We start from the raw sequence: 12,954 nt of genomic DNA on the forward strand, positions 1-12,954 counted from the left end.
GTCTGGTGTCATAGGTATGTCAAAGGAGGTATCTGGTCCGGCAGCTGTGTCGTTCGTACTCCGGTTGTGCTGCTGCCAGGTTGATCACGAGCATGGGGTCCCGTGAGGCTGCGGGCCGACACCTGTACGCGAAGAGGCGGCCACCGGAAGATCCGGTGACCGCCTCCGGCGAGTTGACGGATGTTACTCGCAGGTGCCCGCGAACGTCTCGCGCGTCACCACGTCCGTCGCCGCGGCCGTGGTGTCCAGCCAGGCGATCCGCTGTCCGTCACCGAGCGACGGGGCCAGCTGTGAGCCGGAGGAGCAGGAGACGCGGCTGAAGTTGTTCAGACCGGCCAGCACGTCGGAGGTCTTGGCGACCTTCACCTTGGTGGGACCGTCCCAGGCGCCGAGGGCGCCCCAGAGGCTGTACGTCGAGTACGCCAGGTAGTTGTCGTTCACGGAGAACTGGGCGACGTAGAGGCTCGACGGGTAGCGCAGGTTCGCCATCTGGTTCACGTCGTTGACCGGCGTCGAGCCCAGCGTGGTGCTCGGGATCAGGAAGCCGTTCGTCACGCGGTAGAAGACGCGGTCCGAGGTGAGCTGGATGTCCGAGATGTAGTTGAACAGGAAGCCGCCGATCCGCTTCTTCTGCGTGGTGCCGGTGGCGATGTCGTAGAGGTGGAGGTACGTGCCGTCACCGCCGGCCCAGGCGATGGTTCCGTTCTTCATGGCCAGGTGGGAGGCCTGGGTTCCGACCTCGGGCGTCACGTTGACCGTCGTGCCGTCGGCCTTGCGGAGCATGACGTCCTGCTCGCCGTCCGGCGTGGTGCTGATGTAGGCGAGGGCGCCGTTCTCGGTGACCGGCTCGGTCTCGTCGGTGTCCGGGGTGTCGACCAGCTTCTTGATCTCGCCCTGGCCCTTGTCGCCGGCCTGGTAGATGCCGACGCCATCGGCGGTGATCCGGGTGAAGACGACGCGGTCGCTGTCGAGGGACGGGTCGAGCAGGTAGGCGTTCTGCTGGGCCAGCTCGTGCGCGGAATCGCCGTTCTGCTTGCTGAACCGGCCAACCGTGATGCCGAAGGCGGCGCCACCCTGGTCCCAGGCGATCGCGTCGCCGTGGCCGATGGCGTAGACGTCGCCGCTGATCTGCGTGGCCTGCTCGTCGACGCCGCTGTACACCTCGTAGGCAGGCAGGACGTCGGCGCCGATGGTGGTGCCGTCATGGGTGCCGGCCTTCTGCTCCCATCCCTCCTCGATGCCGTGGCCGTCGAAGGCCCGGCCGATGGCGTCGAGGTCGGCAGCGGAGACCTTCAGGGACTTCGCGGCCAGGGTGACCGCATTGCGCATGTCGGTGTAGCCGGACAGCGGGGTGAGATAGTTCTGGCTCGCCCGGTAAATGATCCGGTCGGCGAGGTTCGCGTCGATGTTCTTGCGGATGTCCCACAGCGCGCCACCGACGATGGTGGAGTTGTAGTGCACACCGCCGTTGTCGATGTCGAGCGTGATGGGCTCGTAGTCCTTCTGCGCGTTGCGGCCGTCGTTGAGGTCGCGCAGCGCACACTCCTCCAGCGGCTTGGTGCCGTTGCAGAGGTACTCGCCGATGAGGCCGGACGTCGGGTCGCTCATCGCGATGCCCTTGTCGGCGGTTTCCATGGCATTGCCGAAGTAGTCGGAGATCGCCTCGTTGAGCGCGCCCGACTGGTTCAGGTAGACGAGGCCGGCGGTGTGCTCGGTGACGCCGTGGGTCATCTCGTGCCCGACCACGTCCAGGCCGACGGACAGCGGCACGCCGTTCATGTGGCCGTAGACCATCTTGGAGCCGTCCCAGAAGGCGTTGGCGTAGTCCTTGCCGTTGCTCGCCACGTTGACGACGGAGTAGATCGTGCCGCCCTTGCCGTCGACGCCGTCACGGCCGAGCTTGTCCTTGAGATATTCGTAGACCTTCGAGGCATTCAGGTGTGCGTCGACGGCGCCGGACGACGTGTTGGTGGCGTCGAACCGGTCGCTCGCGGAGGTCGCCAGGGGAACATCCTCGGTGACCGGGCCGCCCGCCACGAGCGTGTAGCTCTTGCGCTGGGCGTCGTAGGTTCGTATCTGGCCGCCGGTCCGCGCGTACATGTCCCGGGTGGAGTCGACGAGCGTGTACGACCCGCCCGTCTCCTTGTTGATGTCCAGCTCCGCCTCGGAGCCGTCCACGCGCACGCCCGTGCCCTTGGCCGGCGTGGCGTCCGCGGCGTCGATGTTGTTGTAAGAGAGGGCGATGCCGCCGATGTTCGCGTCGACGTACACCTCCTGGCGCACCGGGCTGCCGTCGGCCTCGCCGCCCGTGACGGTGAAGTGCCAGGCAAGTTTGCCGCCTCGGGCGTCCGGCAGGACGATCAGGCCGTGGCCCTCGGTCTTGGCGCCCTTGACCCGCGACAGATTCCGGTCGAGGGAGAACATCCGCTTCTCGGCGGCGGCCTCGGACACGCTCGGCGTGGTGGAGACCGACAGGTCCGTGTACAGGGTGCCTGTGGTGGAGGTGACGCTCTGACCGCCGTCGGCCGCCTCGGTCTGCACGGCGTATTCGGCGCCGAAGACCGGCACCCCGTTGTGCTTCTGCTGGAAGCGGACGGACGACTGCTTGCCGTCCTTGCTGGTGCTCAGGGTCTGGAGGTCCGTGACCGGAACCTTGTAGGTGCCCTCGTGGGCCTTCAGGTGCGCCCGTGCGGCTTGGGCCGGAGTGCCTTCACGGACGGTGTCGTCGAGACGCTGAGTCATGGCGGGCGCGACGGGCACCCGGTCGCCGGTCACGGTGGTGGCCGGCGGTGCTTCCTCGTCGGCCCAGGCCGGTGACGTGAGCAGCGTCGAGCCGGTGGCCGCGACGACCACTGCGGCGGCCAGGACATGGCGGAGCCCTCTGTGACGTGTCGGGAACACGTGAATCCTCCCCTATCGCGCTGATGGGTGAAATCGCTCAATTGCGTGAGGTACGGGAGCCCCACGCGGTCGGTGCCTAGATGTTTGGGCACGGTCGGTGGCGCGTACAAGAGATGTCTCTGGCGTGAACACGCCGCGGCGTAAATACGCCTCACATGGCGTTGTTTTCACTCCGGTTCGGAGGGATTTGCGAGTCCGTCTCGTCCAGCCAGCCGCTGCACGCCGCGTGCCAGCCGAGCTGGAAACGCGTGGCTGCCCCCACCTTGACCATGAGGGACTGCAGGCGGCGCTGGACGGTACGGTGCCCCATGCCGAGCTGACGGGCGATGGCCGCGTCGGTCAGTCCCACGTACAACAGGGAGACGATCTGGCGGTCCACGGCGTCGAGTTCGGCTCCGTCGGTGTGCCCGTCTCTGGGATCCGTGTCGGAGGGAAGCAGGCGCCAACCCCTCTCGAAATACGTTTCGAAGAGCGAACTGAGCGCGGTGAGCAGTCCGGTACCGTGCACGACCAGTGCGACCGGGTCGGTGCCTTCGTGGCCGGGGGCGAGCGGCAGCAGGGCGATCCGCCGGTCGACGATGATCAGCTTGATGGGCAGTTTGTCGACGACGGAGATGTACTGGCCCTGGGCTGCATAGGTGGCTATGGTCGCCGCTGTTTTGGGACGTTCGAGCCAGTCGCGATCGATGACGCCCCGGATGGCGATCCCGCGCCGCATCAGCACGTGCTCGATCTCGTCGTGGTTGTCCTCGAAAGTGATCACCGCGTGGTAATCGTGCAGCGGAATCATGCTGCATACCTCGATGGTGGCCTGATCCTGCATCAGCAGGAGCCTGCGCCGGATCGCAGCCGCCCCCGACAGCACCTCGATGGGCGCTCCCGAGGCGTGGGCCTGGGCGGAACGGTGACGTTCGGCAAGGGTTGTCACGAGCGACTCGACGCGGTGCAAGGCCGCCCGCCGGGATTCCAGCAGCGGCCCGAGAGAGAGCACGGGGGAGGAGGCCCGGTACCGGAGGACGGCGTCGCCGACGGGTTGGGTGCTGGCGAGACCCCGTTCCACCAGGACGTCGAGGGCGCGCGCGACCTCCTCGACACGCCCGGTCGACTCGCCCGCGAGCGCGGCGGGTTCACTGTCGGGCCGGTCGACGAGGAGCCGGTACACGGCGTCCTCCAACGGCTCCAGACCGAGGAACGTGAGCAGGGAGGCCTCTGCCGCATCCGGCGCGACGGGAGCGCCGTCCGACGGGCGAGGGCCGTCGGCGCTCAGTGCCGTCCTTCGACGCAGTGGCGCCGGGAGACACCGGACGCCCGCAATGGACACACGCCGCGACACCAAAGTGCCCCGGTCCCTGCCGCACCTTCGGCCACTGTCCCCGTCCCTTGTCGTCCTACCGCCGCCGCCCGGCGATCACACTATCCGGCTGACTCCGTGCGCGATACGAGGCCATTCGGGGCGGTCGGCTGCGGGCGGTGGTGCAGGACAGCACCACATGCCGCGGGCCGGCCGTGTCGGTGTACGCAGAACCTGCCGAGCCAGGGCGATGGCGTGGGCAGGGGCCATCGTGCGCCGCGGACTCGTCGCGATCGAGCCATGAGTCAGCACCTGAGCCGAAGCCGGATACGGACAACCGTGACCCTGCCGCGGAGGCTTCGGAAGCCGACCGAGGGAAGGGCCGAAGAGGTCGGCTCGGGAGAGCGGCGTGCAGGCCGGAGCGCGCCCTGGGGGCTGATGGAGGATGCTGCTGGAGACGGAAAGGCGGTCGACGAGGTGACCTGCCGAGCGATCGTCCGCATTGCCTTCCGGGTGATTCCTGCCGCGGACGGGTGTCGGAAACCACAGCCGCCGAGCCGGGCTCACAGGCTGTTCGACCAGGATGAGTCGGCTCTCAACGGAGGCCGGGCCGATCCCATCAGAAAGGAAATTTCCATGGATGAGCAGGGTGAGCGCTTCGACGTCGTCGTACTCGGAGCGGGCCCAGGCGGATATGTCGCCGCCATTCGCGCTGCCCAGCTGGGCAAGCGCGTCGCCGTCGTCGAGGCCAAATACTGGGGCGGCGTCTGTCTGAACGTCGGTTGCATTCCCACCAAGGCCTTGCTGCGCAACGCCGAACTGGCGCACATCGTCACGCGCGAGGCGAAGACCTTCGGTATCAAGGTCGAAGGGGAGGTGTCCTTCGACTACGGCGAGGCGTTCCGGCGCAGTCGTCGTGTCGCGGACGGCCGGGTCAAGGGCGTCCACTACCTGATGAAGAAGAACGGGATCACGGAGATCAGCGGCCGTGGCGCGTTTGTGGACTCGCACACGCTCGACGTGGCCCAATTCGACGGCTCGACCCGGACGATCACCTTCGACCACTGCATCATCGCCGCCGGAGCGACTCCGAAGCTGCTGCCCGGGACCCGCCGCACCGCTCGCGTGGTGACGTACGAAGAGCAGATCCTTGCCGAGGACCTGCCGCAGTCCATCCTGATCGCGGGCGCCGGCGCCATCGGCGTCGAATTCGCGTATGTCCTGCACAACTACGGCGTGAAGGTCACCGTCGTTGAGTTCCTGGACCGGATGGCGCCGCTGGAGGACGCGGACGTCTCTGCGGAACTGGCGCGGCAGTACAGGAAGTTGGGCATCGATGTGCTCACCTCCACCCGTGTCGATTCGATCGACGAGTCCGGCCCGCAGGTCCGCGTCACGGTCACCGGCAAGGACGGCGTGCAGCAGGTTCTGGAGGCCGACAAGGTTCTGCAGGCGATCGGCTTCACACCGAACGTCACCGACTACGGTCTGGAGAGCACGGGCGTACGCATCACCGAGCGCGGCGCGATCGATGTCGACGGCCGCTGCCGCACATCCGTTCCGCACATCTATGCGATCGGCGACGTCACCGCGAAGCTGATGCTCGCGCACGCCGCCGAGGCGATGGGTGTGGTGGCGGCCGAGACCATCGCGGGAGCCGAGACCATGGAGCTCGACTACCCGATGATCCCGCGTGCCACCTACTGCCAGCCGCAGATCGCGAGCTTCGGCTGGACCGAGGCTCAGGCACGCGAGAAGGGCTTCGACGTCAGGGTGGCCAAGTTCCCCTTCACCGCGAACGGCAAGGCGCACGGCCTGGGCGACATGACGGGCTTCGTGAAGCTGATCAGCGACGCGAAGTACGGCGAGATCATCGGTGGCCACCTCGTCGGCCCGGACGTCACCGAACTGCTGCCCGAGCTCACCTTGGCCCAGCAGTGGGACCTGACGGTCCATGAGGTGGCCCGCAATGTCCACGCCCATCCGACACTCGGTGAGGCGGTCAAGGAGGCCGTACACGGGCTCGCCGGGCACATGATCAACATGTGACGGTGCGCCACACGGTGCCCCCGGACTCCGCCTGCCCCGGCCCCGGGGGCCGGGGCAGGCCATGAAGCCGCCCCGGATACCGAGCCTGCCTCGGGTCCGACGGTGGCCGATACGAGCTCGGCAACCGTCAGCGAGCGCGGCGGCCGCGCCACGAGTCGGGAGTGGTACCGAAGATCGTCACGCCCGTCATTCGGAGCCGACCGACCGGCGGATTGGTCCATCACCCGTTCAGGCGGAGATCGCGGGGGTGAGGCGAAGGGATGGGCATGGCTCAGCGCCCGGCGACGCGCGTCGCGAGGGCGAAATCAGTTGACGGTTGGAGCACCCGGGAGATTTCTTTGACGGATGGTCAAGATGCATGCTGATGAGACGGACACCGACGCAGACCTCGTCAGGAGGCTCGTCAGCGGGCGGTTTCCGCAGTGGGCGGATCTGCCGGTCGAGCGGCTCGCCTCCGGGGGTACCGTCAATGCGGTGTACCGGCTCGGTGACACGCTGTCCGTCCGGCTTCCCCTCAGGGAGGGAGGCGTCGAGGATCTGGAGCGGGAGCAACGGTGGCTGCCCACGCTCGCGCCCGCTCTGCCCGTCGCTGTTCCGACCGTGGTCGCCACGGGAGAACCCGCCGAGGGATATCCGTGGGCCTGGTCGGTACACCGGTGGATCGAAGGTGAGAACCCGGTCGAGGGCCACCTCGTCGAGCCCGAGCTCCTGGCATGCGATCTGGCCGAGTTCATCAGGGCCATGCGAAACACCCACGTCGAAGGCGGTCCCAGCGCCTACCGCGGGGCTCCTCTGGCGACCGTCGATGCCGAGACGCGCGCCGCGATCGAGGAACTGCGCCACTGTGACGAACTCTTCGACGCCGACGCTGCCGTGGCCGCCTGGCAGGACGCGCTCGCCGCGCCGTCATGGAGCGCAGCACCCCGGTGGGCGCATTCCGACCTCATGCCGAGCAACCTGCTCGTCGCGCGAGGCAGGCTCACCGCGGTCATTGATTTCGCCACTGTCGGGGTGGGCGACCCCGCCTGCGATCTGATCCCCGCGTGGAACCTGCTGCCGTCCTCGGCCAGGGACGTGTTCCGGGACGCCGTGGACGTCGACGACGCTACGTGGATGCGCGGCCGCGGCTGGGCCCTGTCCATGGCCGTCATCCAACTCCCGTACTACCGCAATACAAACCCGATCATTTCCGCCAACGCCCGCCATGTCATTCGTGAGGTCCTCGCTTCCGAGCGCCCTGACCGTCAACGGCCGGCCAACCCTTGAAGGATGTGGAATCCAGGCACCGGTCCAGTACCGACGGCCAGGGCCCATAGCCGTCCGGGACTGCCACGTGCCCTGCGCCCACCAGCAGGTCGATGCCGCAACCGAGCGGCCGGCCGAAGACCTCGGCGGCACCCTTCGGGCAGTACGGGGCGTTGTCGGAGCACACCAGCCCAGGCGTCCCCGTGGCGATCTTCAGCCGGGTCGGATCGAGGGAGGCCGGCGTGAACCCGGCGATGACGTCCCACGAGAACGTTGCCGGTCCCGGCGGGCTCACCAGGAGCAGCGGTCGGCGGGGGATGTCCCGCCGCTTCGCGCCGATCACGTTGAGTGACCTGCACCCCACTCTGCGACCACAACCGGGTAACGCGGGGCCGTAAAACGCACCCGGGTCAGTGGCCAGCGCCGCCCGGCGGTCGCGGGCGGCGCTGGAGTAGCCGCGCGGGTCGTCGCGGGCGGCCGCGGCCTCAGGAGGGTGGGTTCTGGAGGGTAGACGTCCGATGCGGAGCAGGTGGACCTACGACACGCAAAGGGGCCCGAGCTGTGGCAGCTCGGACCCCTTCGGGGTGCGCGGTGGGGATCAGGCGGCCACGGCCTCGCTCGCGTGGCCACGCAGCCGGGCGACGACCTCGGTCAGCTGCGCGGCGACCTCGGCGTCGTCGACGGGGTGCGTCTCGGCGAAACGGGTCACCGAGCCCGGGATGGAGAGCTTGACGTCCTCGATCACCTTGCCGCCGGCGATGCCCACGGCCTTGCGGGCCTCGTCCTGCGCCCACACGCCGCCGTACTGGCCGAAGGCGGTGCCGACCACGGCGACGGGCTTGCCGCCGAAGGCGCCGGCGCCGTACGGGCGGGACAGCCAGTCGATGGCGTTCTTCAGGACGGCCGGGATGGTGCCGTTGTACTCGGGGGAGAAGAGCAGGAACGCGTCGGCGTTCTGCGCGACCGCGCGCAGCCTGGCCGCGGCGGCCGGGACGCTGCCCTCGATGTCGATGTCCTCGTTGTAGAAGGGGATGTCGGCGAGCCCCTCGAACAGCTCGACCTCGGCGCCCTGGGGAGCGAGCTTGACGGCCGCCTCGGCGAGCTGGCGGTTGTGCGAACCGGCGCGGAGGCTGCCGACGAGCGCAAGGATACGAACAGACATAGGAGCTCCAAGGTCTGAAACATTAGGGTCACGATCCGGACCGAGGTCCGTTTAGATTCCTACCAGACTAACCGGACCGTGGTCCAGTTTCTTCCCGATGCTTTACGCTGTCTTCATGTCCAGCGCCCTGCCGCCCTTCCCGAAGCACCAGGAGCCCGTAGACCAGCCGCAGTTGCTCGAAGTCGGCTCCGGTGCGGACGAACCGTGCCTGCGCGCCGACGCCGCGCGCAACCGCGCCCGGCTGTTGGAGGCGGCCGGCCGGCTGGTCGCGGAACACGGTGCGGCCGGGGTCACGATGGAAGCGGTGGCCGAGGCGGCATCTGTGGGCAAGGGGACCGTCTTCCGCCGCTTCGGTGACCGCACCGGCCTGCTGATGGCGCTGCTGGACCACTCCGCGAAGAAACTGCAGGCCGATTTCCTCGCCGGGCCGCCGCCGCTTGGCCCTGGGGCGCCGCCCGTCGAGCGGCTGCGGGCGTTCGGCGTGGCGGCCATGCGCCGGTCGGCCGAGCAGCTGGACCTGCAACTGGCAGCGCAACCGGAAGCGGCTCGTCGGCTCGCTCATCCCTCGCTTCGGGCGCTCGTCACGCACGTCACGATTCTGCTGCGGCAGATTGTGCCGGATGCCGACTGTGACCTGCTCGCCCAGGCGCTGATGGGATATCTCGACCCTGCCTTGATCCACCATCTGACGAAGCAGTGCGGGATGCCCCTGGAGCGGCTGGAAGCCGGCTGGATCGACCTGGTCTCCCGCGCCACCTGTACCGAGCCGCCCCGCTGAGTCCTCCGGCTCGGCGGTTGGGCGGCGGAATCAGGCGTGGCAGGTGGCGGCGTCCGGATCCTGAGCGGAAACGATGATGAGGCTTGTCCGGGCCGTCTGTCACCACGACAGGAAGGCGACCATGTCGTGGGCCCAGAACGGAGCTCGGTCTCCGAGGAGTCCTTCGTGGCGGTCGGTCCGGGGGAAGGACGTGTTTCCTCGTAGGCCGGAGGCGCCGAGTTCACCCGAGTCGGGACGGTCCTTGCAGACGGTGTTCATGCCGGAACCTCTGCCTGCGCTCCTTCAGGACGGCGCCTGCCGGTCCTGATCGGTGCTCAGCCAAAGTCGGATGAGGTCGCGGCGGCGCCCCGGCTCGGGGTGGTCCACGTACTCGGTGCGGCTGTGCAGGGTGACGTGGTCGTTCAGGAACTGCATGTCGCCCGGGCGCAGGTCCATGGCGAGCATGAAGCGGCGATCGCTGTTGAGGTGGTCGAGCAGCTCCTTCGCCTCCCGTTGCGCGGGGCTGAACGGCGGCACGCGGGCGCCTCGCAGCGCCGAACGCATGTAGTCGGGGCCATAGGACGTGGACAGCCGACCTGCACTGTCCGTGGTGTGGACGGGCCCGACAGAAGCTGTCGGGCCCGTCCCCGGAGCGTCGGTCGCGCCGCCAGGGCCGGTACAGCACCTCTGCCAGGCAGGGGCGGGTGCGCACGACCTCGTTGTGCACCGCGACCGAGCTGACGATGCAGCTGAGCCCTCCGGACTTCGTCAGGACGTCAGCGGGCGACGAGCAGAGCAACGCCGAAGACGCAGGTCACCATGCCGATGCAGGCTGTGGCGGCCAACAGGCAGCGCGTTCTCAGAAACCGGTAGCGGGTGGCGTACTCGATGACGAGTTCGGCCGACCGAGCGGAGACCCGGGCGTCGATCGCCCGCGAAGCGGCAGTCCAGTCGGCGGCGAAAGCGCGTTCGATGTCGGCCCGCTGGGCAGCCGTCAGCCAGGGAAGCCGCTCCGTGAACCGGGTGGCCCGGCGGCGTGCCTCCTCGTCCTCCGCACTCGACAGAAGATAGTCGTCGAGCCCGGCGAGCGGGCCGTCGTCCTCCATGTCAGCCCCGATGAACACGCTGTCCTCCGGCACGTGTCCTCACTCCTGTTCGTCCCCCGGCGCCGCCGACGCCGCGGCCGGATGTCTTTCGATCTCCTCGATGGAGCTGATCTCCGGGTGGTGGAGGTCGAATGCCGGTGATTCGGAGCGGATCCGTGGCAGCGCGAGGAAGTTGTGCCGCGGGGGCGGGCAGGAGGTCGCCCACTCCAGCGAACGGCCGTAGCCCCACGGGTCGTCGACCTCGACCGGCTTGCCGTACTTCGCGGTTTTCCACACGTTGTAGAGGAACGGCACCATCGACAGTCCGAGCAGGAACGAGGAGATCGTCGAGACCGTGTTCAGCGCGGTGAAGCCGTCGGCGGCGAGGTAGTCCGCGTAACGACGCGGCATGCCCTCCGCACCGAGCCAGTGCTGCACCAGGAACGTGCCGTGGAAGCCCACGAACAGCGTCCAGAACGTGATCTTGCCGAGCCGCTCGTCCAGCATCTTGCCGGTGAACTTCGGCCACCAGAAATGGAATCCGGCGAACATCGCGAAGACCACGGTGCCGAACACCACGTAGTGGAAGTGCGCGACGACGAAGTACGAGTCCGAGACATGGAAGTCCAACGGTGGCGAGGCCAGGATGACGCCGGTCAGACCACCGAAGAGGAACGTCACCAGAAAGCCGATGGACCAGAGCATCGGAGTCTCGAAGGACATCGAAGCGCCCCACATCGTGCCGATCCAGTTGAAGAACTTCACCCCTGTCGGCACGGCGATCAGGAACGTCATGAAAGAAAAGAACGGCAACAGCACACCGCCGGTGACGTACATGTGGTGTGCCCACACGGTGATCGACAGGCCCGCGATGGCGATCGTCGCGGAGATCAGACCGACATATCCGAAAATTGGTTTGCGGCTGAATACGGGAATAATTTCGGAAACGATTCCGAAGAATGGCAGGGCGATGATGTACACCTCTGGATGGCCGAAGAACCAGAAGAGGTGTTGCCAGAGCAGCGCGCCGCCATTGGCCGCGTCGAATACATGCGCACCGAACTTGCGGTCCGCCTCCAGCGCGAAGAGCGCGGCGGCGAGCACCGGGAAGGCCAGCAGGACCAGCACACCGGTCAGCAGGACGTTCCACACGAAGATCGGCATCCGGAACATCGTCATGCCGGGTGCGCGCATGCAGATGATCGTGGTGATGAAGTTGACCGAACCGAGGATCGTGCCGAAGCCGGAGAAGGCCAGACCCATGATCCACAGGTCGCCGCCGATGCCCGGCGAACGGACGGCGTCCGAGAGCGGGGAGTAGGCGAACCAGCCGAAGTCGGCCGCACCCTGCGGGGTGACGAAGCCGCTGACGGCGATGATCGAGCCGAAGAGGTACAGCCAGTACGCGAACATGTTCAGCCGCGGGAACGCCACGTCGGGCGCGCCGATCTGCAGCGGCATGATCCAGTTCGCGAACCCGGCGAACAGTGGCGTCGCGAACATCAGCAGCATGATCGTGCCGTGCATCGTGAACGCCTGGTTGAACTGCTCGTTCGACATGATCTGCGTGCCGGGACGGGCCAGCTCGGCGCGCATGAAGAGCGCCAGCACACCGCCGATGACGAAGAATGCGAACGATGTGACCAGGTACATCGTGCCGATCGTCTTGTGATCGGTGGTAGTCGCCCATTTCACGACGATGCTGCCTGGCCGCTTTTGCTTTGCCGGCAGTTCGTCCTCGTACGAATCGTCGGAATCAGCCGGTCCGACGGTGACCCTGTTCGCCACTTCAACGCTCCTTCGGCCGACGGCATACCGGCCACGCGGGAACTGTAGGCGAGAGGGTCCGGGCTGACGAAGTGAGCTGCTGAGCATTCGGCCGATCGGAGTAGAGATCGGGGTCGCATCCGGGTGATTGCGCTTTTATATGCCCAGGCCGGAGCGAACAGAAGTGAACTTGTTTTCCTGTTCAGGAAGTGCCCCGCCAAAGCCGTTCCTGCCCGCGCCGTCCGCCCCGCGAGTTGCTCGTCGGTGCGTCCGGCCGAGTGCCGTTCAGTCCACGCCTTCAGACGTCACCCGATGGTGATGCGCCGCGGCACCCGGACGGATCTCCTCCACGGCAGCGTGACGCGCTTCTCGACGGCCGTCCGCCTGGACTCGCGGCGGGTGAGGCAGGGGAGTTCGGCCGCCCCGGTCCCTGTGGCCTCGTGCATGACCTCGGGCGTCGGTACGGAGCGCACCCGCGCCTCTTCGTCCGCGGTTGTCATGAGACCGGCCTTCCTGCGGTGAATTCCGTACGGAACGGTGCGGCCATACATCGGAATCCCGGTCGGCTGCCGGCGCCCGGATGAATGGGGCGAAACGAATTCACCCGGAGAACGGCACATCGCGGGATGTCAGCAGAATTCCGCCTTCGTCTGAGTGCTTGACATGTACCACGCGAACCCCTGTAGAACTCGCCGCT

The 12,954-nt window shown here is 67.5% G+C and carries 12 protein-coding genes; 3 read left to right on the plus strand and 9 right to left on the minus strand.

Going from position 1 to position 12,954, the window contains the following annotated elements:
• Positions 1-183: 183 nt before the first annotated feature.
• Together ACFU8W_RS03140 and ACFU8W_RS03145 are read right to left on the minus strand one after the other, a co-directional pair.
• Positions 184-2,901 carry a M4 family metallopeptidase gene (locus ACFU8W_RS03140; RefSeq protein ID WP_384031735.1) on the minus strand — a complete coding sequence of 906 codons (2,718 nt, stop codon included), beginning with the start codon at positions 2,899-2,901 and terminating at the stop codon, positions 184-186.
• Between the two features lie 151 nt (positions 2,902-3,052).
• Positions 3,053-4,222, minus strand: coding sequence for a hypothetical protein (locus tag ACFU8W_RS03145; RefSeq protein ID WP_384031737.1), 1,170 nt, complete (start codon positions 4,220-4,222; stop codon positions 3,053-3,055).
• A 606-nt stretch (positions 4,223-4,828) separates the two neighbouring features.
• Here ACFU8W_RS03145 and lpdA point away from each other — a divergent pair.
• Both lpdA and ACFU8W_RS03155 read left to right on the plus strand, forming a co-directional pair.
• The gene (gene lpdA, locus ACFU8W_RS03150) at positions 4,829-6,241 is read left to right on the plus strand and encodes a dihydrolipoyl dehydrogenase (protein WP_384031739.1); all 1,413 of its coding nucleotides are present in this window, start codon (positions 4,829-4,831) and stop codon (positions 6,239-6,241) included.
• 354 nt (positions 6,242-6,595) lie between these two features.
• Positions 6,596-7,507 (plus strand): aminoglycoside phosphotransferase family protein, encoded by a 912-nt coding sequence (locus tag ACFU8W_RS03155; protein WP_384031741.1) that lies wholly within the window; start codon positions 6,596-6,598, stop codon positions 7,505-7,507.
• Here ACFU8W_RS03155 and ACFU8W_RS03160 read toward each other — a convergent pair.
• Complete coding sequence (locus tag ACFU8W_RS03160; RefSeq protein ID WP_384031743.1) at positions 7,449-7,850, minus strand: alpha/beta hydrolase; 402 nt, start codon at positions 7,848-7,850, stop codon at positions 7,449-7,451. The genes ACFU8W_RS03155 and ACFU8W_RS03160 overlap by 59 nt on opposite strands.
• A 234-nt stretch (positions 7,851-8,084) precedes the next feature.
• Positions 8,085-8,648, minus strand: a complete 564-nt coding sequence (locus ACFU8W_RS03165; protein WP_384031745.1) for an NAD(P)H-dependent oxidoreductase — start codon at positions 8,646-8,648, stop codon at positions 8,085-8,087.
• A gap of 97 nt (positions 8,649-8,745) precedes the next feature.
• On the opposite strand from ACFU8W_RS03165, the gene ACFU8W_RS03170 reads away from it, so the two are divergent.
• The gene (locus ACFU8W_RS03170; RefSeq protein WP_384031747.1) at positions 8,746-9,426 is read left to right on the plus strand and encodes a TetR/AcrR family transcriptional regulator; all 681 of its coding nucleotides are present in this window, start codon (positions 8,746-8,748) and stop codon (positions 9,424-9,426) included.
• Between the two features lie 99 nt (positions 9,427-9,525).
• On the opposite strand, the gene ACFU8W_RS03175 is transcribed toward ACFU8W_RS03170, so the two are convergent.
• The 5 genes from ACFU8W_RS03175 to ACFU8W_RS03195 all read right to left on the minus strand — a co-directional run bounded on the left by ACFU8W_RS03175 (position 9,526) and on the right by ACFU8W_RS03195 (position 12,757).
• Positions 9,526-9,684, minus strand: a complete 159-nt coding sequence (locus ACFU8W_RS03175; protein WP_384031749.1) for a hypothetical protein — start codon at positions 9,682-9,684, stop codon at positions 9,526-9,528.
• Between the two features lie 24 nt (positions 9,685-9,708).
• Complete coding sequence (locus tag ACFU8W_RS03180; RefSeq protein ID WP_384031751.1) at positions 9,709-9,942, minus strand: TauD/TfdA family dioxygenase; 234 nt, start codon at positions 9,940-9,942, stop codon at positions 9,709-9,711.
• A gap of 239 nt (positions 9,943-10,181) precedes the next feature.
• A complete protein-coding gene (locus ACFU8W_RS03185; protein ID WP_384031753.1) occupies positions 10,182-10,544 on the minus strand; it encodes a hypothetical protein in 363 nt (120 codons plus the stop codon).
• A 6-nt stretch (positions 10,545-10,550) separates the two neighbouring features.
• Positions 10,551-12,278, minus strand: coding sequence for a cytochrome c oxidase subunit I (gene ctaD, locus ACFU8W_RS03190; protein WP_384031755.1), 1,728 nt, complete (start codon positions 12,276-12,278; stop codon positions 10,551-10,553).
• A 284-nt stretch (positions 12,279-12,562) separates the two neighbouring features.
• Positions 12,563-12,757 (minus strand): hypothetical protein, encoded by a 195-nt coding sequence (locus ACFU8W_RS03195; protein WP_384031757.1) that lies wholly within the window; start codon positions 12,755-12,757, stop codon positions 12,563-12,565.
• Positions 12,758-12,954: the final 197 nt, after the last annotated feature.

Origin of the sequence: Streptomyces sp. NPDC057565, assembly GCF_042801455.1 — a bacterium.
In the GTDB taxonomy this organism is placed as follows: Bacteria; Actinomycetota; Actinomycetes; order Streptomycetales; family Streptomycetaceae; genus Streptomyces; species Streptomyces yanii.

Excerpts from the sequence above, each read along its gene's own strand:
- lpdA (WP_384031739.1), top strand. The coding sequence starts at position 4,829 with ATGGATGAGCAGGGTGAGCGCTTCGACGTCGTCGTACTCGGAGCGGGC.
- ACFU8W_RS03155 (WP_384031741.1), top strand. The coding sequence starts at position 6,596 with ATGCATGCTGATGAGACGGACACCGACGCAGACCTCGTCAGGAGGCTC.
- ACFU8W_RS03165 (WP_384031745.1), bottom strand. The coding sequence starts at position 8,648 with ATGTCTGTTCGTATCCTTGCGCTCGTCGGCAGCCTCCGCGCCGGTTCG.
- ACFU8W_RS03170 (WP_384031747.1), top strand. The coding sequence starts at position 8,746 with ATGCTTTACGCTGTCTTCATGTCCAGCGCCCTGCCGCCCTTCCCGAAG.
- ACFU8W_RS03175 (WP_384031749.1), bottom strand. The coding sequence starts at position 9,684 with ATGAACACCGTCTGCAAGGACCGTCCCGACTCGGGTGAACTCGGCGCC.
- ACFU8W_RS03195 (WP_384031757.1), bottom strand. The coding sequence starts at position 12,757 with ATGACAACCGCGGACGAAGAGGCGCGGGTGCGCTCCGTACCGACGCCC.